Annotated in this window: 22 protein-coding genes; 4 read left to right on the top strand and 18 right to left on the bottom strand. The window is 57.7% G+C overall.

The window, feature by feature from the left end; genetic code table 11:
- Positions 1-42 precede the first annotated feature (42 nt).
- Together AFERRID_RS12150 and AFERRID_RS12145 are read left to right on the top strand one after the other, a co-directional pair.
- Entirely contained in the window at positions 43-1,527 is a 1,485-nt protein-coding gene (locus AFERRID_RS12150) for a trypsin-like peptidase domain-containing protein (RefSeq protein ID WP_126605305.1), read from the top strand.
- 366 nt (positions 1,528-1,893) lie between these two features.
- Complete coding sequence (locus AFERRID_RS12145) at positions 1,894-2,361, top strand: phosphate-starvation-inducible PsiE family protein (protein WP_126605304.1); 468 nt, start codon at positions 1,894-1,896, stop codon at positions 2,359-2,361.
- A gap of 173 nt (positions 2,362-2,534) precedes the next feature.
- On the opposite strand, the gene AFERRID_RS12135 is transcribed toward AFERRID_RS12145, so the two are convergent.
- The 10 genes from AFERRID_RS12135 to AFERRID_RS12090 form a co-directional block, all read right to left on the bottom strand.
- Positions 2,535-2,897, bottom strand: a complete 363-nt coding sequence (locus tag AFERRID_RS12135; RefSeq protein WP_226832977.1) for a hypothetical protein — start codon at positions 2,895-2,897, stop codon at positions 2,535-2,537.
- A 74-nt stretch (positions 2,898-2,971) separates the two neighbouring features.
- The gene (gene trbL / locus AFERRID_RS12130; protein WP_226832976.1) at positions 2,972-4,744 is read right to left on the bottom strand and encodes a P-type conjugative transfer protein TrbL; all 1,773 of its coding nucleotides are present in this window, start codon (positions 4,742-4,744) and stop codon (positions 2,972-2,974) included.
- Positions 4,745-4,759: 15 nt separating this feature from the next.
- Positions 4,760-5,020 (bottom strand): EexN family lipoprotein, encoded by a 261-nt coding sequence (locus AFERRID_RS12125; RefSeq protein ID WP_226858156.1) that lies wholly within the window; start codon positions 5,018-5,020, stop codon positions 4,760-4,762.
- Positions 5,021-5,025: 5 nt separating this feature from the next.
- Entirely contained in the window at positions 5,026-5,766 is a 741-nt protein-coding gene (trbJ, locus tag AFERRID_RS12120; RefSeq protein ID WP_126605303.1) for a P-type conjugative transfer protein TrbJ, read from the bottom strand.
- An 83-nt stretch (positions 5,767-5,849) separates the two neighbouring features.
- Positions 5,850-6,131 (bottom strand): hypothetical protein, encoded by a 282-nt coding sequence (locus AFERRID_RS12115; RefSeq protein WP_126605302.1) that lies wholly within the window; start codon positions 6,129-6,131, stop codon positions 5,850-5,852.
- Positions 6,128-8,650 carry a VirB4 family type IV secretion/conjugal transfer ATPase gene (locus AFERRID_RS12110; protein WP_126605301.1) on the bottom strand — a complete coding sequence of 841 codons (2,523 nt, stop codon included), beginning with the start codon at positions 8,648-8,650 and terminating at the stop codon, positions 6,128-6,130. The genes AFERRID_RS12115 and AFERRID_RS12110 overlap by 4 nt, the downstream gene beginning before the upstream one ends.
- A complete protein-coding gene (locus tag AFERRID_RS12105) occupies positions 8,650-9,027 on the bottom strand; it encodes a VirB3 family type IV secretion system protein (RefSeq protein ID WP_126605300.1) in 378 nt (125 codons plus the stop codon). The genes AFERRID_RS12110 and AFERRID_RS12105 overlap by 1 nt, the downstream gene beginning before the upstream one ends.
- A 3-nt stretch (positions 9,028-9,030) precedes the next feature.
- Positions 9,031-9,417 (bottom strand): TrbC/VirB2 family protein, encoded by a 387-nt coding sequence (locus AFERRID_RS12100; RefSeq protein WP_126605299.1) that lies wholly within the window; start codon positions 9,415-9,417, stop codon positions 9,031-9,033.
- 92 nt (positions 9,418-9,509) lie between these two features.
- A complete protein-coding gene (gene trbB / locus AFERRID_RS12095) occupies positions 9,510-10,478 on the bottom strand; it encodes a P-type conjugative transfer ATPase TrbB (RefSeq protein ID WP_126605298.1) in 969 nt (322 codons plus the stop codon).
- Positions 10,475-10,927, bottom strand: coding sequence for a hypothetical protein (locus AFERRID_RS12090; protein WP_126605297.1), 453 nt, complete (start codon positions 10,925-10,927; stop codon positions 10,475-10,477). The genes trbB and AFERRID_RS12090 overlap by 4 nt, the downstream gene beginning before the upstream one ends.
- A gap of 243 nt (positions 10,928-11,170) precedes the next feature.
- Between AFERRID_RS12090 and AFERRID_RS12085 the strand changes: the two genes are divergently transcribed.
- A complete protein-coding gene (locus AFERRID_RS12085) occupies positions 11,171-12,694 on the top strand; it encodes a transposase (RefSeq protein ID WP_226833168.1) in 1,524 nt (507 codons plus the stop codon).
- A gap of 32 nt (positions 12,695-12,726) precedes the next feature.
- On the opposite strand, the gene AFERRID_RS12080 is transcribed toward AFERRID_RS12085, so the two are convergent.
- The 3 genes from AFERRID_RS12080 to AFERRID_RS16375 form a co-directional block, all read right to left on the bottom strand.
- Complete coding sequence (locus AFERRID_RS12080; RefSeq protein ID WP_126605296.1) at positions 12,727-13,011, bottom strand: hypothetical protein; 285 nt, start codon at positions 13,009-13,011, stop codon at positions 12,727-12,729.
- 108 nt (positions 13,012-13,119) lie between these two features.
- Positions 13,120-13,419, bottom strand: a complete 300-nt coding sequence (locus AFERRID_RS12075; RefSeq protein ID WP_012536655.1) for an addiction module antidote protein — start codon at positions 13,417-13,419, stop codon at positions 13,120-13,122.
- Positions 13,420-13,422: 3 nt separating this feature from the next.
- Positions 13,423-13,569, bottom strand: a complete 147-nt coding sequence (locus AFERRID_RS16375; RefSeq protein ID WP_012536654.1) for a type II toxin-antitoxin system RelE/ParE family toxin — start codon at positions 13,567-13,569, stop codon at positions 13,423-13,425.
- Between the two features lie 536 nt (positions 13,570-14,105).
- Here AFERRID_RS16375 and AFERRID_RS12065 point away from each other — a divergent pair.
- Entirely contained in the window at positions 14,106-14,363 is a 258-nt protein-coding gene (locus tag AFERRID_RS12065) for a hypothetical protein (protein ID WP_232027564.1), read from the top strand.
- 416 nt (positions 14,364-14,779) lie between these two features.
- Here AFERRID_RS12065 and AFERRID_RS12055 read toward each other — a convergent pair whose 3' ends face one another.
- From AFERRID_RS12055 to AFERRID_RS12035, 5 genes are all read right to left on the bottom strand, one after another.
- Positions 14,780-15,595: a hypothetical protein gene (locus AFERRID_RS12055; protein ID WP_232027562.1), complete on the bottom strand. Its 816-nt coding sequence runs from the start codon at positions 15,593-15,595 to the stop codon at positions 14,780-14,782.
- Positions 15,596-15,613: 18 nt separating this feature from the next.
- The gene (locus AFERRID_RS16110; protein ID WP_009569006.1) at positions 15,614-15,793 is read right to left on the bottom strand and encodes a Thivi_2564 family membrane protein; all 180 of its coding nucleotides are present in this window, start codon (positions 15,791-15,793) and stop codon (positions 15,614-15,616) included.
- A gap of 860 nt (positions 15,794-16,653) precedes the next feature.
- A complete protein-coding gene (locus tag AFERRID_RS12045) occupies positions 16,654-18,204 on the bottom strand; it encodes a DUF3363 domain-containing protein (protein ID WP_126605294.1) in 1,551 nt (516 codons plus the stop codon).
- Positions 18,204-18,983 carry a hypothetical protein gene (locus tag AFERRID_RS12040; RefSeq protein ID WP_126605293.1) on the bottom strand — a complete coding sequence of 260 codons (780 nt, stop codon included), beginning with the start codon at positions 18,981-18,983 and terminating at the stop codon, positions 18,204-18,206. The genes AFERRID_RS12045 and AFERRID_RS12040 overlap by 1 nt, the downstream gene beginning before the upstream one ends.
- 38 nt (positions 18,984-19,021) lie before the next feature.
- The gene (locus AFERRID_RS12035) at positions 19,022-20,023 is read right to left on the bottom strand and encodes an LPD7 domain-containing protein (protein ID WP_226832975.1); all 1,002 of its coding nucleotides are present in this window, start codon (positions 20,021-20,023) and stop codon (positions 19,022-19,024) included.
- Positions 20,024-20,035: the final 12 nt, after the last annotated feature.

Raw genomic sequence — 20,035 nt, 5'->3', positions numbered from 1 at the left:
ATAGAGAGTGAAGTGTTAAGAAGCGTACGATAGAGGTGCGTCATGAGAAAAATCCAATGGAAAAGACCACGCTATATAGTATCCCTTGCTGTTGCCGTTGCGTTGGGTTTCGGACTGGGAGCAACGGGATGGGTTTTTGGGGAATCAGGTCATACCATTACGCCTCTGCCCTCACCAAGTGAGGCAGAAACAAGGCCAAGATTGGTCAAGATACCGGACTTTAGCCCAATCGTAAAAAAATATGGCAACGCAATCGTTAGAATCAGCGATTCTGACACAAAAATAGTTCATGAACATCAGGGGTTTTTTAATCCATTTCCGAAAAACTCGCCGTTTTTTGGTTTCTTTCATGGGCTACCAAATTACACGCCCCCGGAAAAGGAGGTGACCAAGGCTCTCGGGTCTGGATTCATCATCTCTCACAACGGTTACATCGTCACGGCGGGACATGTCGTGAGAGGCATGCACCATATTATGGTGACCCTGAATAATCATCACGCGTATCGAGCCAAAGTGGTCGGATTATCCGTCCATTATGATACCGCGTTGCTGAAGATTCATGCCCACGATCTGCCTATCGTACAACTGGGGAACTCAAAGAACCTTCAGGTCGGTCAGTGGCTGCTGGCTATTGGTATGCCGTTTGGACTCTATAACACCGTAACCCAAGGCGTGGTCAGCGCCATGAATAGATCACTACCTCATGATAATCAGTACATACCATTCATTCAAAGCGATGTGCCCATCAATCCTGGAAATTCTGGCGGTCCGCTTTTCAACATGCGTGGACAGGTCGTCGGGATCAATGACCAGATCTATACCAATGATGGCGGCTACATGGGGTTATCCTTCAGCATCCCGATTGATACCGCGATGCGTGCCGTTCATGCATTCGAGCGCCATCAGAAAGTAAAATTTGGTTGGCTGGGTGTCGAAATTCAGTCGGTGACGCCACAAATGGCGCAGGCGATGCACCTTCCGGAACCAGTAGGCGCATTGATCGCGCAGGTTATGCCTTCGAGTCCTGCGGCAAAAGCGGGCATTAAGTCCGGGGAGGTGATCGTGGCTTATGATCACCGTCCTATTTACAACGTTAGCACGCTCCCTCCATTAGTAGGTGACACACCACCAGGCAGGATTGTGCCCATCGGCATCCTCGATCACGGGAAGCCCAGGACATTGCAGGTTCAGGTCGGCGAGATGCCGCAAAAGATGCTGATGACTGCCGATCAACAGAGCATCGACATTCGTCGTCTGGGGGTACGCGTTGGCACCTTGGGACCAAAGGAGCAGCAGAAACTCGGGGTGGATCACGGCGTATTGATTCAGTCCGTCTATCCGGGGCCAGCATCTTTTATTGGCCTACGGAGTGGAATGGCGATTTTGTCCATCAACCAACTGCGGGTAACCAGCCCTGAACAATTGGCTCAACTGGTGAAATCTCTCCCTGCGAATACACCCATTTCCATGCGTATTCGCAATCACCATGGGAGTATTTTCGTCGTGATTACGCTGCCCACACGATAGTCGAAGTGGAGATTGTTCGGGATGTGATTATCCATTTGTTGGTGTCTCCATGGTGCCCATTCACCGCTGCTTGACAGAGCAGATTCCACAAGCAGCGGTCAGGCAATGGCAAGAAAATCATCCAGATAAACAATGGCGCTGTGCAAGGATCTGATTCATATGTATATAAATCATATAAAAAGCATAATTCTATGGACATCCGTCATGACAGGTGTTGATTTCTTCATTTCTGGCATGTCATGACCGATGTGCTACACGACAACATCCACTGTCTTTCTGTTATTAATAGCATTTCAGGTGATGAATATTTACGTATTTCAAAAAAGAAAGAATAAATAATGCGAAATAGAGACTGGAGATCACGCGATGAGGAACAGATGGTTTCTTGAAAGACTCCGCACAAACTGGACGGTTCTTACGATTTACGAACGTTTCGAGCAGATCGTCTCATTAGTGATTTCGCTATTGCTTTCGATTCTCATCCTGGCTGCTCTTTGGAACCTGATTTCCAGCGTCGCGCATCTAATCAACACGCCAGGCGCTGTAGTGCAGGAAGACCAGTTTCCAGTCGTCTTTGGATCCATCATGAGTTTATTGATGGCCCTGGAATTTAACCATACGATTTTCCATTCCATTCAACACCGTGGACAAATAGTCCGCGTGAAAACCGTTGTCCTCATTGCGATATTAGGCATTTCGAGAGAGTACATTCTGCTAGACGCAAAACCACTGCACGCCGCCATCATCGTTGGCTATGGAATTTCTATATTGTGCCTGGGAATAGTTTACTATGTTCTTGATATCAGGGAGAGCAGTAATTCGTCATTTCGATAATCCACCTTCCGCCCCTACCCTACGTCTGACTCTATTTTCAGAAAGGCGACAACTTATGTCTTGATCCCGGCCCGCGCTGGGTTTGCCCAGAATGTTGACCACCAACGTGTCCCCCTCCCACCAGAAGAACTCCTGGCTATCGTGGGACTGGCCTTGGTCCCACCGGATATCCCTTACCAACGGCAGAGCTCCGTGAATCCCCGAACCAGCCAGGTCCACGAGGCCGCTCCCGGGTGCCGGATGACATACGCCTGCCAGTACGCAAGAAATGCCTGGGGGTGTGCGTGAACGCCCAGAACCAGCCCTACTACCAGCGCTACCACAAAAAGCAGGACGGGGGCCACGAAGACCAGGAACAGGATATGCTTGCCGTATCCGTGGCGGATAGCCAGAGCCAGGAGATGGCCAATCGCAGCTCCAAGCGCAAAGTAGATCGCCAAAGCGATTCCATGTATGAACGCGGCATCAGCAGCATCTGCGGCTCGCCGAGCCCGGTCTTCTTTTTCTCTCTGGTATGGATCCCAATAGGTGCTCATCTCGCTCACCGCCCTAACGATGCAAAATTACGGTATACCGATAGGCAGAAAGGAACCCCATGTCAAGAAATCCATCAATCGAAGTCCCTCATGTGGTCGGTAGAGATTTTTCCGCCTGAAGGCACATCTCTCGAGTTCCCTGTTGCGACACCCTCCACATGACTTTTCGCTCTATCAATAAACCCATCTTTCAGCTTATCCACTGCCGCCTTCGGCTGCCCCTGCATCTGCTTCAGCTGCTCGACCACATCGTCCATCGTGGCACCGCCACTTGCGGGCGCGCTCGGAGCCGGAGCCGCCGTGCTTCCCTGACCGCCACCGCCAGAAGGCGTACTGACGGGCTCAGGAGCCGGAACCGCATTGACCGGGACGGGCGGCGCATCGGGATGGGGTTTGCCCCCTGCGAAGGGTTCGCTTGCGCTCATTTCCTCATCCTTCCGCTTATCCTGGCCCGCTTCCTTTCCAGTTTCCTGGCTCGGCGCCTCGACACCCTTGGATGGGTTTTGCTGGCCAGTGGATTGCGTAATCGGCGCTGGGGCCTGCACAGCCCTGGCTGCCTGGGGCGCCTCACCACCCGCCGAACCGCCCATGCCGGGGGCCGGTACGGCGTTCCCTGCGCTCGCGCCGGAACTCGCGCCACCGCCTGCGGACATCGCCCCAGCTTCCGGTGCCGCCACACCAGCCGCCGCGCCGGTTTCTCCCGCGCCAGCCGCCCCGGTAAGGCCGCCTGCAAGGCTGGCAGCGCCTCCGGCAGCACCGCCTCCAGCACCCGCCGCTGCGGATAATCCACCAGCGGCGAGCCCCCCGCCCGCAGCGGCGGCCAGGCCCACGCCAGCCGCTCCCAGTGCTACCGTGCCACCGGCGATCATCCCGCCTTCCTTAGCCAGTTCTCCGCCGGAGAAGGATGAGTTACCGGACAGAAGGCTACTGGCAATGCTGGATGCTTTGCGGGGCAACAGGGCGATGAGGGCACCCAGAATAAGCACCTCGAATCCAGCCTGCAAAGGATTCGTGACATTCTCCAGGATCGTCTGGATCAGCGGCACGATGCTGTAGGTCACCAGATACGCCAGCGCGGTCAGGATAAAAAGACGGACACCCACGTTGATGGCGTAATCGAAATAACTGCCGACATACTTGGCCGTCCAGCGCAGCCCGCCGCCGGCCAGCATGATCACGCCCAGGGCGATCACCAGGTAACTCTCGATCTGGACCATCAGGAACTCCAGGGCCATGACCAGAATGCCCATCCCTGCCAGCAGACCAATGATCCCCGCCAGGAGGGTCTCTACCAGGAGCGATGCCGGGTTGCTGCTGGCGACCGCTTTTCCCGCAGAAGAAAAAGCCGCAGAGAAATTACCACTGAAAATGTCGCTGAAGGTATTACCCAGGTTGTGGGTGGCGGCAGCTATTGGAGACAGCACGATCCCGAGAAATGCCTGAAGAGCCTCCGTCGCGATCTGCCCGGGCGTCACGGCCGTCACTCCGAGCGCGTGCGCTCCACCGGCCAGACCATTGATGATGTCGGGAATCCAGGTCTCGGAGTTGTCGAGCAGGGTCAGAAAAAACCCCAGCGTCACCACCTTCTTGATGATACCGGCAAAGAGATCTTCGTGCCCACGCTTTTGCAGAACATGGTTCAGAAACAGGACGGAGAACTCGACCGCCGCCAGGACGTAGAACAGATCCGTGGCCGCCGTTTGCATGACACTTTGCCAAGGAAGAATTTTGCCTCGCAAAAGGCTTTGTACCTGACTCAACGATCCCGAACCCGCTGCGAACGAAATGCCGGGGACGGCACCCAGAAGCATGCCCATGATCCACGGAAACCTGCGGTGTCCACGCATAAGCCTGGTCGCTCCTTACGGCAGCAATGCGGGGTTGTTCGTACCGCCGGAGAAGAGCCCATTTGCCGCCTCTTCATCCGATTGTACCGCCTGCGCCATCCGGCAGTTCTTCGCCTCACTATCGGAAACCTTTTCCGCCTTCGCGCAGAAGGCGATTTCCTTTTTGAGCGCTGCCTTGTGGGTCCGGTAATACTGCGCGGTGTACACAGGCTGGTGTGCGCAACCGGCCAGCATGACGCCCATCGCTGCGAGCAATAGCGCTTTTTTCATCATCATCTCCTTCAAGGCAAAAGGCTGGGGTTGTTCGTGCCACCGGAAAAGAGTCCGTCTGCCGCTTCTTGCGCAGTCACGTTCTTTTCCGCCTTCTTCTGCTTCAGATAAGCGATCTGCGCGTCCTCGCCAGCCATGGTGATCTGCTCCAGTTGCTGGATCGACTTGGTGGTGACGTTGGCCGCAGCCACGGCGGCAGCGGCCACCTGCTCCCGGCCTTGAGCTGTCTGCGCTTCATTCTGGATCGTCTGCATCGATGCATCCTGTGTCGCGAAGTTCTGCGCCGCCAGGTGCTGGGACTCCAGAGCGTCTTCCATGTCGGTGTTGGTCGTCTGGTTCCAGTTGGCATAGACGGAGGACAGATTCTGGATGGAGCTGCCAGCCCCCTGATACTCCTGCGCGAGTTCAGCGCCGATATTCTGCCCGGCGTAGCCCAGCGCCTGTGCCTGGCTATAAATGCTGGTCAGTTTCTGAATGGATCCCACCAGCGGATTCCAGATCTGGGCATACATGGCCGCCGGCATGTTCAGGGTATTGGTCACCATGTTCTGATAGCGCTCGATATCGTTGGCGTACATGCTGATCTGTGTCGTTACCTCCTGCGCCTGCTTCGCCAACTGCTGAACAGACGTCGCTTCCTGGACGATCTGTTCGGGGAAAGTGGCACCGGCCACTTCACTGACGGCAAAGGCGGGCGCCGGCAATAGAGCGAGGCTCACGCTCAGCATGACTGCCTTGCTTTGGATGCTCATCGAAAACCTCCCTGCGCCGATCCAGGCGCAATCATCCGGACTCCATGGGTATAGATCAGGACTGGGTAGAGATGCCTATGGCTTTACTGCGATAGCGATTGCGCCAACGCATTGGCCTTTGCTGCGAAATTCGCCACGTCGCCGTTTATGGGGACCATGTAGTTGCTGATCTGGCCCATGTCGTACCCCAATGCCTTCACCAATTGCGTCCGCTCTGCCAGCGGGTTCACCGAAAGGTTTCCAGCGGTGATCGCGGCGTTCTCCGCCTGCAACTGCGCTATCGTCGCGGAATCGCCGCCCACCGCAAAAACTGGCAAGGCCGCAAACAGGGACCCAAGAACCGCCACACCGATCTGCTTTTTCATGCCCGTTCTCCCTGGTAAAGGGACTCCGCATAGCGCACCCAACCATCCCGGATGCTGGGTGACAGCCGCTCTTTCAGCCAGGCGATCGGCCAGCGATCGCCGTGCTGCGTCTTGAGCTCCGCTACCCGCTTGACCTCACGCGGATCGGAGACACCGCAAAAAGCCAGGGTGACCGGCCCCATGCCAAACTGTATCCGGCGCTGCCCCTCTGGGGTGGACAGGTAGTAGTCCTGCTTCGGCGTGGACGCCGCCACCAGCTCGATTTGCCGATCATTCAGCCCCATGTCGATATACAGGGGCTTGAGGTCCGGACTGGTGGCAGCCCGGTTGGGCAGGAAGATTTTCGTCGGGCAGGATTCCTTCAGGACCGGAAGCAGCGGGCTGTTCTTGAGATCATTCAGCGACTGCGTGGCAAAAACGACGGCGGCATTCTTCTTCCGCAGTTCCTTTAGCCATTGCCGCAACTTCGCCAGAAACAGCTCGTTGTCCAGAAAGGTCCAGGCCTCGTCGAGCAGAATGAGGGTGGGCCGTCCATCCAGCATCTGCTCAATCCGGTGAAACAGATACAGCAGTACCGGAACCGTTACCCGGTGCTCCGCCGGACTGCCGTTCATCAGGTGACTCATCTCGAAAGTGATCATGCTGGCATCGGCCATCGAAAGCCCGTCACTCTCGGCATCAAGCAGCTTCCCCGTTTGCCCGGTCAGGGTGTAATACTGCAGAGCATCCTTGATCCCCCGGTTCTGGATCATCTGGACCAGCGCGGTGAGCGAGCGCCCGGATTCCCGGGCCAGGCCATGCACGGCATCCCGAATGGCAGAGCGCTCCGTGGACGTGACCGTCATCCCCTGCAGGACGGCCAGCGCCTCCACCCAGTCGGCCGCAAAAGCCGCCTCGGCCGGATCATCAACGTGCTGCAGGGGTGCAAAAAACAGATCGGAGGTCGGGCCGTTCAGATCATAATGCTGCCCACCCATGGCTTCCGTGAGGGCGTAGAGACTCATGCCCTTGTCGAAGGCGATCACCCGGCTGTCGGGATAACGTTGCCATTGCGCGGCCAACAGGGCCAGGAGTGTACTCTTTCCGCCCCCGGTCATGCCGGCAATCAGGCTGTGCCCCAGATCGCCGACATGGAGATTCAGTCGGTATGGCGTATTGCCCGTGGTCGCCGCGTACAGCAAGGGCGGGGCTTTACGGCCGTCAGACAGATTCATCAGCGGACTCGGGCAACGCGCTTCACCGGCCCAGATTTCCGTCTTGGGCGCGAAATCCGCAACATTCAGCGAGTGCATCAGTGGCCGGCGGATGTTCTCATAGAGATGACCCGGGATGCTGCCCAGGAACGCTTCCACCGTATTGGTCGTTTCCAGGTGGGCGACATAGCCCGCATTGTCGAAGAAGGTCTTGATCGCCTTGATCCGATTCGCGAGCATTTTTTCATCGGCGGAACGCAGCACGACGGATAGTGTGAAGTTGCCAAACTTCACAGCACCCTCCCGCGCCTCATTGACGGCCTGCTTGGCGTCATAGGCGAGGTTCACCACCGTATCGTCGGCGGACAACTGTCCCTGGGCTTCGCCCGTCATCTTCTCCGTAAGCAGGGATTTCATGTTGGCCCGGGAGCCAAACCAGCGATCCCGGATCTTCGCCATGTCCGCCACCGCATCCGGCGGATCGAGGGGCAGGAAGCGGAGCGTGTAGCGTAGGGGAATGGGCAGGCTATGCAGGTTCTCCAGCATCTCGGGGAAGGTCATGCTGGGATAGCCCAGAACCGTTACGACACGGATCTCTTCCCCGTCCATGGACGGCTCCAGACCGCCCACAAAATCATGATGCCCGATGAGGGCATCCAGATACGCCGGAATCCGGGGTGCATTGACGCGATGCGTGGCGCCGGTCAGGCACTCATGGATATGGGTGAGCAGGGCATCGGCATCCATGGCCTTCACCCGGTACCCGTGCCTGAAAATGCCCAGGATAACTTCGATCACCTGCCGGTAGCGGGCCAGCGTATCCCGGAATGCCGCATCGGCCAGCTGCCCGGATTGTTTACCAGCTTTCTTTTGGATCATGGACTGTACCAATTGTACTTCCGCATCGATGGGCGTTCGCCAGGCGATGGTGATGGCATAACGGCTCACAAAGTGATGGGTTTCCGATCCAAACTGCGCCCGCCTCTCGGCCTCGATGAGGCGCGACACCGGGTCGCGAAAGGCGCACTCCGATTCGTCGATATAGCCGTCGGCCGGCTCGCGAATCGCCGTGACATGCACACCCCAGTCTGTGCCCAGCCGGGCGATGGCGTTGTTCCAGGTGGCCGAGAGCGCCTCCAGATCCTGCGTGGACTGGCTCTCGAGATCAGGCCCGTCATAGCGGAACCCCGCCAGAAAGCTCCCGTCTTTTTGCAGGGCGATGGCCATTTCCCCGGCATCCGTCTGCCAGCCATCCACCAGAAAAGCGATGTTCAATAGATCGGGAAGGCCCAGGGCCTGATCGCGGTACTGTTTCAGGGAGCGCATTATTTCTTCTTCCTCAGGAGTTTCGACAGGGCTTTGAGTAGGCCGCCAGACGCGGCACTTTGCGTCTGTTCTTTGGGGGCCTTGTATTGGACTGGTGCATAAGCGCTGGCCCCGCCCAGGTAGACGGATTGCTGGCTCCAGTGGCGACGCACGACGCCAAAGGATTGCGGGTCGTGTTTTGCGAGTGTTCGCAGAAACGACTGCCCCACTCCGCCGACGATGAGACCCACCGGGATGAACCAGAGAGAGACCAGAACCGGTATAGAGAGACAGACGAACCAAAGGGCAAATGTGGCCTCCCGCTCACCCCCCGCGACGAGCATGGGCCTGGTCAGGGAGGGGTGGAGCGGGAGACGGCGGGTAAGCTCCGCCGCCATGGCTTAGAGCCCCACGACGTGCAGGGCGTGCGATGCGGCGAGGCCCAGGATGCCCACATGGCCCATCGTGGCGCCGCCGGTGATGCTGGTGGCGAGCGATTTCGCATTGGCCATGGCAATGCCCCCGACCGTCGCACCCATGCCAATCATCATGGCCTTTTTGTGTTCGCCGCCATGCCACCAGGAAAGTCCCGTCGCGACGAAGCCGCCAGCGGCGACCAGTCCGCCCAAATCCTGCATACCCGTCAGGACCGTATTCAGCGGCCCCGCAATGGGAGAAAACACACCGCCGGATGTGGACGCCAGCGCTACGCCGGGGGCCAGGACCATGAGGCCCGCGGCGCTGACCTTGCGAACCCCGGAGAATATTGCCTTCAACCGCTTTTTCATGTGAACACCCTTTCGTGGACGGACACGCATTTGTCCTTGCGCGGGTATAGATCGCCGGGTTTTGGTATACCCAGAATCAAAAGGATGATATTTCATTGCCGCACCTCCCCACTTTTCACATCGAGGATGGCCGAAATCCTGCGACCAGCGGGATGATTCGAATCACGGGCAATTTGCAAAACGATATCCACCGCCTCATGGATCAGCGTCTGCTGCGCGGGAACACCCGCTTCCTGGCAGAGCTGGTCGAGACGCAACAAGGCCGCTTCGGGGTTGTTGGCGTGCAGGGTGGCGATGCCGCCCGGATGTCCCGTGTTCCAGGCTTTGAGCAGCGCCAGGGCCGCCTTGTCGCGGACCTCGCCTACCAGTATGCGGTCGGGCCGATAGCGCAGCGTGAGCTTTAAGAGGCGCGTCATGTCGATGCCCGCATCATCGTCGGTCAGGAACTGGACGACGTTGGGAGCGGTGCATTGGAGCTCCCGGGTATCTTCGATGATCACAATGCGGGTGCCGATATCGGATAGTTTGGAGATCCGGTCGATGATGGCGTTGGCCAGGGTGGTCTTGCCGGATCCTGTGCCACCGCTCACCAGGATATTATTGCGGGAAAGCACGGCATCGGAGAGGGTGTCCAGCTGCGCCGCCGTGATGATGCCCGCCTCAACGTACTGATCGAGTGTGTACACCGAACGGGCCGGCAGGCGGATACTGAAAGACGCGCCCTCCACCATGGGCGGGATCGCGCCGGCAAAGCGGCTGCGCAGGAACTCGATGGGCATGGCCCCCTCGACGATGGGCCGGTCACGGCTCACCGTGGTATGCAGGTAGTCGGCCATGAGCCCTAACAGCGACTGGACACGGCTCGCATCGATCTCGCCCAGGGGGGAGATTCCCGACCCCAGACGCTCGACAAAGACCCGTCCGTCGGGGTTGGCCATGATCTCGACGACGCCAGTGTCATCGAAGAGGGCGGCGATCTCCGCCCCCAGAATGCGCCGCATCTGCTCGATCCGGCGGGCATGGGCCTGCTGTTCCTGCTGATCGTGCGCGTGGATATTCACTGATTTTCCTCCGCCGTCCCGATCCGCTGCTGAATCAGCTCTCCGATCTTTTTCAGGGCCTGCGGCCTATCGCCCTCGAAGGCCATGCCGACCTGCTGGATGAATCGTTCATACCGGGCCAGTGCGGAAGCCTGGGTCGCTTCCTTCTCCGTGCCCGGTTCCGGCAGGTGAACCAGCATGAGCTTGACGAAGGTGTCGAGCATCGCGGCCACCGTGTCGAGCTCGGCCTGGACGGCTTCGAGGTCACTTCTGGACGCCAGTATGGTTGCAGCAATCCGGCGCTCAAAACCGGCCAGTTCGCTGCCGTCTTGCGCCTCTGCATCGAGCCCGCGCATGGCATACTCGGCGGTCAGGGCCGCCAAAGACATGCGCCGGGATGCCGCTTCGACCCGCACCTTGTCGGCATAGGTGCCCGTGAGCTTGATCTTTACCGTGATGTGCAGTGCCATGAATCTATCCCTATCGCTATTATTCCATTTGGGTATAGATCGGGCGCGGAGACGATAGCTGCCCCAGGGAGCAGCAGATTCGGCGGGGCGGATACTGGGGCCATGCGCAAAGGGATCTGCGCTGGGATCCTATGCGAACGAAAGCCCGCCCCTCAATCAACCTAAATTCGGCAGTTACCCCTGCTGATTTGGCAGGATTCCTCTGATAGGATTGATTTTTCCCCTGTGTTGGAGGCTCACCCAATGGGTGAACGCACTAAGCGGCCCCAAAAGCCCATTCCTGAGGCTATACAGAGCATGATTGTGGATACGATGGGCGGTCGTGTTCAGGTATCCTGGGATAAGGAATCGGCAGCCACTCCCTTTGGCCAGTTGGTGTTCTTTGCCGAGTTTCAGAAAGTCAGTGGTTTGTTTGATGCTTGGGTAGAAGAATGTCCCTTGATCTATAACAGCCCCAACGCACCCAAGAAGCGCGATGTATTGGGCACTTGGGATCTCTCCATACTGGCGGGTCACCGACGCTATGCACATGTCACTGGATTACGCAGTGATGGTGTCAGTCCGCAGATTCTGGGGATGAGCAAGATCGTCAGCGAAGACGCCCTGCGCCGGGCGCTGGGTAAAATCCCCGAAGGCGAAGGCACCGAATGGATGCGCAAGCACTTGTTCAAAAGCGCAAAGGCAGCCTGTGACACGCCTTGGATTCTTGATATCGACACCACCATCAAAACGTTATTCGGGCATCAGCAAGGGGCTGAAGTAGGCTACAATCCGCACAAACCGGGGCGTCCATCCCATGCCTATCATGCGTACTGGGTCGGTAATCTGCGGCTATTGCTGGATGTAGAAGTGACAGCCGGCAACACCACGGCCTCCAACCATGCCCAACCGGGGCTGAACCGCGTACTGGACACCCTGAGTGCCGAACAGCGTCCTTATCTGGTCCGTGGCGACTGTGGCTTTGGCAATGATGCGGTTATCCGCGAGATGGAAGCGCGGCAGCAGTCCTATCTCTTCAAATTGCGTCAATCGCCCCGGGTCAAGCGCCTGTTACAGCGGGAATTTACCCGCCGTGACTGGGCGGATGCAGGACAAGGCTGGGAAGGCCGCGAAGACACGATTCAACTGGCCGGGTGGCAGCAGAGCCGCCGGGTAGTCATTCTCCGTCGCCTACTCAAAGACCATCTAATCGCCACCCAGGAACATCAAGGCCAGCTGGAATTTGCTTTCGTGGACCGTCGCCAGACCAAGGTCTACGAATACGCCGTACTGGTGACGGATATCCAAGAAGGCATTCTGAGTATCGCGCAGTTGTACCGCGACCGGGCCGATGCGGAGAACGGTTTTGACGAACTCAAGAACCAGTGGGGATGGGGCGGGTACACCACTCGTGATCTGGCCCGTTGTCGGCTCTCCGCGCGTGCCGTGGGGCTGGTCTACAACTGGTGGAGCTGGTATTCCCGACTGGCTTTTCCGGGGTCACGGAGAGAAGCCATCACCAGTCGTCCATTGCTGCTCTCCGCTATAGGTCGCAGCACCAAACACGCTGGACAGATTCATCTTTTTCTGACACCCATGCATGCCGCGCAGAAAAAGGTGGAGCGCGGAATTGAGAATATCCGTAGAGGGTTGCGGATAGTTCGGGAGACTGCGGAGCAGTTCCTGGAACACCAGCCCTGGGACCTCCTCGTGAGCTACATCGTTGCGCAAATTACGCGATCACCATGGTCACCGCCGGGGACTTTTCCGGCACTTGCCGGACCTTAACTGCTTTTTTTAGGATCAAAGGAAAATAGTTTTCATTGATTTTCGAGGATTCGGATATCCCGCAAAAAAACAGACATCGGGTAGGCCATGAGATCGTCTCGTTTCTGACTCCATTCGCTAAAGGCGGCAAGTACCCCTTGAAATACGACTGGCACGAAATAGAGTGATAACGCCAAAATTACCGTCTCCAAAAAGCGAGGCGCTGTATGCGCAGCATACAGGGAAGAGAGCACCAGAAATCCGTAGGCAAACAAAAACGATTTTCCAGCTTCCAATGCGGCGTAGTCCGGGCGGATCGAAAGGCCCAGCGAGATCAACGCCGACGACGTGGTGGTGACACTATGACTGCAAAAACCACCTGTGGCAGAGGATTGGATGCGATAAGCCGCTGACAGGATGCCGGAATGACTCCAGCAATGATCCGGTCAGACGTGCAGAGCTTCGGCGCGAATGCGCACACCCAAGGCTTTGGCTACCTTGAGAATGGTGGCAAAACTGGGGTTGCCTTCTCCGGAAAGGGCTTTGTAGAGGCTTTCCCTGCCCATGCCGGCGTCATGGGCCAGCCGGGTCATGCCGCGCGCGCGGGCAACGGTACCCAGCGCCCTGGCGATGAAGGCCGCGTCATCCCCCGCCTCTTCAAAACAGGCGTCGAGATAAGCCGCGATGTCCTCTTCGGTTTTCAGGTGCTCGGCACTGTCCCATGTGTGCAATTCCAATTTTTCCATGATTCACCCCTCCAGTTGTCGTGCCAACTTCAATGCTAGGGCAATGTCGGCCGATTGCGTGGATTTGTCGCCTCCGGCCAGAAGCACGACGAGTTCCAGGCCAAACCGCTTGAAGTACACCCGATAGCCGGGACCGTAATGGATACGCATCTCGGATACGCCCTCTCCGACGGGTTCGCAGTCGCCAAAAATGGGCCAACTCCATGCGATCGATTCGCACCCGAACGCGCGCCCTCGCCCTGCGATCCCGCAGGCCATGGAGCCAGCGATCAAAAGTCGCCGTCGTTTTTGATGCTGATCATGTGGAGGAGTGTATCCCAAATTATACACCTGTCAAGCCGCTGGGTCCGGTTGTGAGGAGTACGCCGCTCAGTTACCGTACAACCATCCCGAAGCCCGCCAGCAGGTAGTTCACCCAGGGTATCGAAATCACGGAGCCATATACTTCGGACAGGTATCACAAAACACGATCTTCGGCACTGCCTTGACGCCTTTCCACGCCAAGGCTGATCCAGTAGCAAGTGTATACCAACACACTGAACGCGAAGTCCCCAATTTTGTCCATTCCCGCTCCCAAATCTCTACTCGATCTCCGATCCCCGCTGCGGCTTTGCCTGTTCCCGGGCCCGTTTTTTCTGTAGTGCCCGTTCTTTCTCTTTTTGCTTGCGCCGCTCCAGGAGCCGTCTGTGCCACGCCGCCGCGAAACCGGTAGTGGGGTCCAGCATTTCCTTGGGCGGGTTCCGTCATTCATGCGCCAGTTGATCATCCAGTGCCGCTTCGGGAATCTCCGTCCGTTTCCAGCCCTGGTCCGGGATCTCGATGCCATAGTCCTTGACGGCAACGCCGCGGTCGAGGCCGGTGAGGGCGACGAGATGCCGAAGACCCAGATCCTGCCGTCCACGGGCTTTCTTTATCGATCCCTGTCAATCAGCGTCGAAAATTGACCACCTAACAGCGTCCAATTTTGACCAGGGTTTAGGCTGAATTTTTGCGCTTTTTGACCTTTCCGGCATTATCCCGGTAGGACTCCACAAGCTGGACATAGCGGCGACTGCCGGAGGTGGTTATCTTCACATGCATGCCGCAGCTTTATCAGCGTTCATAGGCATGTCAATAAAAGAGACTAAGTAATAAAACGTGCCACCACAGAAGTTTTAGAAAATAGGCGCTGAAACCCCTATGAATGCTGGGGCGGCGTTACGAAATTGACGATTTTTGCCGATGAACTGTCGAACTCGGGTGGGCAAGACTGCGGAGCTCGCGCAGGCTGTGCGGGCTGGTTCTTTCGCCCAACCGGTCGTGCAGCACATTACAGCGGAAACGGTCACTGACCACTGAAAGTTTCGATACTTGCCACCTCTTAACCTGGAGCTGTGAACGCTTTCCCGATGGCCGCAAGTTGTTCCACGAGCGATGGCAACCAGGGGTTCGTGGCAAAAGTTGGCACCCTGCCCAACATGAGTATCGCATGGCTGGCGATGCCCATGGCACCCCCATGATCCTGCGCCAACCAGATCGTAGCCTGCGTCTCTGAGCGCAGGATGGCTTGGTGGGCTGCACGCTTGCCAAACCAGTCGGTAAGTCCGGAGAGCCATCCGGGCAGTTGATTGCCGGCCGCGAGCACCAACAGATGGTAAGTGTGCGGATCCTGACTGTTGGCGATACCCACGAGAATGAGCCAGGTGCGTTCTGGCGTAGACAGGGGTAATAGCCACTGCGGCGCTACCGCGACACAGCGTATGGTGTTACCGCTAACGGCCGTAAGATAAGGCGCGCCTGGTATGTGCGCAACACGCGCGATGATCTCGGGAGGATCCAGATATACCGGCACAGGTGTGGGAACGGGCTCCAACGCCTCGGTATTCTGTACGGCTTGTTGCTCTGAGGTGTTCACTGGCAAGACATTACGTGCCAGAAAGCTACAGGCGTCTGCAGGATCACTGATGATTTGCGCTGCAGCGAACTGGGAATAAGCCAGACCCATAACAGCACAATATAGCCCCATTAATACCCCCACGACATCCTTCCTGAAAAGTTTTTTACGCCAGAACATCACCATGTCCTGAGCTTTGTCCTGCAGACTTGTCCCCAAGCGAGTTAACAAATCCAATGGGCTATTTGCGCGCATGATGTCCACCGCACGCCCGTAGTTCATGCTTATGATGAGATCATCCACAGTAGCACCTCGCTGGCTTTATCTGGAGGGAAGACTAAAAATCCCAAAGACGCTTAGCAGCCATAAAATCACAACAACGACCACGACCAGATTCAGTATTGACTTAATGGAAGATGCCATGGGTATATAGTTATTGACGAGCCAGAGAAGGACGCCAACCACGATCAGGACCAGCACTATGTGAATCAAAGGTGTCATCTCATATCTCCTTGGTCTGTATTGTAGCAATATTTGGTTCTATCTCTAACACCCGCACAGCATCGTATTGGTTATGTTTATTAATGAAGCAAAACTTATAATCTACCAAGCAGAAGAACAATTTAAACTATCAATACCATACCACAACAAGTCCTTATAAATATCACCTTGAAGTATAGCATATATTTCGTCGTCCACCGGCCGGCGTGTCGTGATCCCGGTGGCCTGACTAGGCGACTAACCTTGAGCAAACGGACAGGCTCTGCGATTCATTCTGGCCTTACCTGAGCGGCGCCATCAAGAGCTTTGCCGTCGGCGGAAGCAGACCCAGGTGGTAGGTACATCGGATGCGTCTGGATATTTGTTTCGCAACCCATAGGCTACTGCGGCCGCTCGATCAAGATTGCCAAAAATCCTGCAATCAGCACCGAGTCGCCGCTGATTGACCGTGTCCCGCCATTTTCCAGAAAATATCACCAAATAGGCAGAAGGACACCGATGAGCATGGCCATTTCAAACCAACCGATCCAATACCGCGAAAGTGGAGCTGACATGAGATAGAGGGAGCAGAGCCCGTTGACCAGTATGATTAGCGCCGCCACGCAACCGACTAACCCCAAGCCAGCCAGCAGGCGGCTCACCCAGGGCAAAGAGATACCGGGGTCATATACTTCGGACAGGTATCACAAAACACGATCTTCGGCACTGCCTTCACGGCTTTCCGCACCAAGGCTGATCCAGTAGCTCACCGCACGAAAAAATCCACCGTCTTTCGCTTCCTGAATATGATCCAGCAGCAAGAGTATACCAACACACTGAACGCAAAATCCCCAATCTTGTCCATTCCCGCTCCCAAATCTCTACTCGATCTCCGATCCCCGCTGCGGCTTTGCCTGTTCCCGGGCCCGTTTTTTCTGTAGTGCCCATTCTTTCTCTTTTTGCTTGCGCCGATCCAGCAGCCGGCGATGCCATTCCGCCGCAAAGCCGGTAGTCGGGTCCATCATTTCCTTGGGTGGATTCCGTCGTTCATGCGCCAGTTGGTCATCCAGTGCCGCTTCGGGAATCTCTGTCCGTTTCCAGCCCTGGTCCGGGATCTCGATGCCGTAGTCCTTGACGGCAACGCCACGGTCGAGGCCGGTGAGGGCGACGAGATGCCGAAGGCCCAGATCCTGCCTTCCTCTGGCTTTCTCTATCGATCCCGTCTGGTAGACGATGTGCGCCCGGTTATCGACGCCCTCGATGAGCACGAAGCTGCGGTCATATTGCTCATCCAGTCCCGTACCCAGCACACGCCCCACCAGACGGTCGCCTGCCCGGATCTTCGTGACCTGTGGCGGGCAGCGGGGCTCCGTCATCAAGGCACGCGCCTCAGCCAGCATCTTCGTCCGGGTCTGCAATATCTGGAGCTCCTTGAGGGCCTTGTCCCAACCAGGCTCCAGTCGCCAGAGATTCGGCCCGATCTTGTCGGCCACACCAATTTCCACGAGCTTTTCCAGTCGGGCGAGCCGGAGTCGTCGGTTTTCGCGCTCTTTGTCATTCAATAGGTTGGGAGGCGACTCATCGACCAGTGAATAGCCTTGCAGGCGGCCGCCTTGCGGCGCGGATGTCGCCTTGTCGAGAATTCCCCGATCCAGGGCGGTGAAACGCCGCTGATCCAGTTCCCGCTCCCGCGCCGCCTGAATTTCCCGTTCGCTGCGATATCCCAGGCTTTCCGTGAGAATCTCCTGGGCGGCGGCGCGCATCCCCCGGCGAATCATATCCGGCTCCAGTTCGAGCTTGCCCTTGCCACGAATCAGCAGGTGAACATGGGGGTGGCTGGTGTTGTGGTGGTCGATGGCCGCCCACTCATAATCCCGCCCGATCTGCCGCTGGATGCGCGCATTGAATCGGCGCGTCATATCCCGCAGGGCCTCTGGCCGCAGTGGATCTTCGGGTGCCAGAATGACCTTGAACAGGTGTGGATCGTTTTCCTCCTGCCAGGAAGACAGAAGCGACGATAGGTTGACGCTATCGGAATCCCGGTCAAAGCCCTCGCCTTTCTCGCCGTCCTGCTGCGCGCCCTCGCGGCTCAGGTACTTGCCGTGGGCCTGCCACTGATCCGGCCCCTTGCTCCGCACATAGGTCACCTTTACCGTGCAGCGACGCCCGGCATGCTGCAACGCCGGCCCTCGGGACGACGGGGCCTTGTAGAAATTGCTCCCGGCATGGGGAAGCAGACGCCTGATCAGGGAGCGTACAGCCCCGGATCCCTGTTTCCCCCTTACTCGATGCACCTTGTTGTGAACACGAGATGCGACTGCGCGATGGTGTCCACGTGGAGAACCGTCCGGAGAAAGCTGATCATCCAGCGTTTCGGTAGAGGAGAGAAATCGCCCCTTCCGGGTTTGGCTGGGTGATGTTTTGGGATTCATCAGAACAGTGAAAACAGGGGAAGCAGAATGCCGGCGAGAAATACCCCGATAGCCGCCAGTCTCCATATCGCTTGGTATTTCTCATCGCGGGCTTCCTTGCTCGCCTCCCAGAGGATCGCCCCCGCGATGGGTAACAGGACCACCCCAACCGGGGCACCGAGAACCGCGGCGGCCATTCTGGAAAGAACACTGGCATGGGTGGTCTGACCCCAGAATGGGTACCGGCCAGACCCGACGATGTAGCCGTATCCCATGCCCAGACCCGCCGCCAGCAGGGCCATTGCCCACCCCAGCAGGACGACGACCGAAGAATGGTGCGTCAGCGCATGACGGGTCACCCGGTCCTCCACGGTGGCCAGCAACCGTGTCATATCCGGGTCGGAAATCATGATGTTCGCGGAGGCCGTTGCCGGCAGGGCTGCGCCCGGCAGGGCTGCCACTGGCGGGCCTGCGTCCTCATGCGGAAACGCTTTCCGGAGTTCATCGGTTTCCTCGGCTGTGGGAACCGACGTGTCGGGAACCGGCGGGGTTTCAGGAAGGCTCCCCTGCGACGGGTTGGCACCCTGCGAGGCGTTGGCACCCTGCGAGGAGCCATTCGCCTGCAACAGGAGATCCAGGCGATCACGGATCTCGGCGAGCAGGGCTTCGACATGGACGGAGTCCGCGATGGACGCCCGCTTTGCCTCTGCCGCCTCCCGTTTTCGCAGCGCGGAGATGGGTTCGGCCATCAGCTTCTGACCTGCCGCCTCCAGTTGTGCGATTTCGTCCAGTTCATCCATGGCCATTCCTGTCATCAGGAGCATCGACAGGGTATAGATCAGCGCACGGAGGGATAACCGGCCTCAGAGCCCGATGCCTTTGCCGTTTTCCACTTCCCGCTTCTTCTCCGGCGCCCGATATGGGGCAACCCTTGGCAGGGTGCAGTCCTTGGCAGGGTGGCGTCCTTCGGCGTTCCAAGCTGATTCCCATGCTCCTTGATCGCCCGTTCGTAGATGTCCCGGGCCATGGGACTGCCAGGCTCCAGGGCAACCTTCACCGTCTCTTCCAGGAAGGCACGATTGCCATGAAAACGCACCGGCTCCCCAAATCGGTCCACGGCGGCTTTCAGGCCAACCTCGACCGCTTTTCGCCGCTTCTCCGCCGCTTCATGCCCCAAGCCCAGCATCGCGCGGTTCGTCACCGTCACCTTGTCGCCATGATCCAGCACATAGGGCTTGCCTTTGGGATTGGCGAAGAGGACTTCCGGCGGATTCTTGCGCTCGAATCGTAGCTTCTCCGGCGGCATGAGCGGCTCCGGGGACTTCTGGGATGTCCCTGGCCAATCCGCAAGGGGGTCGGGTTCCGTTATCGTCTTTTGCTGCGGTTCCTGATCGGGCTTTTTCCCGGTCGCGTCCGCGATTTCCGCTTCAACCGATTTTTCAGGCGCCGGCTGTGCGGGTTCCACAATCTCTGGCCCTGCAGTCCCCTGGGCCAGAGTCTCTCCGACATTCAGGGCCTCGCCCTTCTCCTGCTCCGGGTTCAGGGATGGGGTGAAACTCAGGCCCTCGGCATCATGCCCCTTCGCAGGGTGCAACCCCGGCCCATCCCAGCACCCCTCCTGCTCCAGACGTGCGTGGATCTGGTTGGCCACAAAGCCTTTGCTATGCGGGTTTTTTTCAATGAGGTTCCGGATTTCCCGATGCAGTGGGTCATCCTGGGGAATGAACGCGCGGTTTTCCGCATCCATGTGGACGATGTGAAGCCCTGGGTTCTTCTCATCATTGCTGGCCACTACATCCATAGGGCCGTAGGACAAAAGGTGATCTAATTGTGCTGCCATGTGACCTCCGCG

It is taken from the genome of Acidithiobacillus ferridurans (assembly GCF_003966655.1).
Classification (GTDB): Bacteria; Pseudomonadota; Gammaproteobacteria; order Acidithiobacillales; family Acidithiobacillaceae; genus Acidithiobacillus; species Acidithiobacillus ferridurans.
Note: the sequence above shows the minus strand (reverse complement) of the source record. Positions and strands in the feature narration are given on the sequence as shown.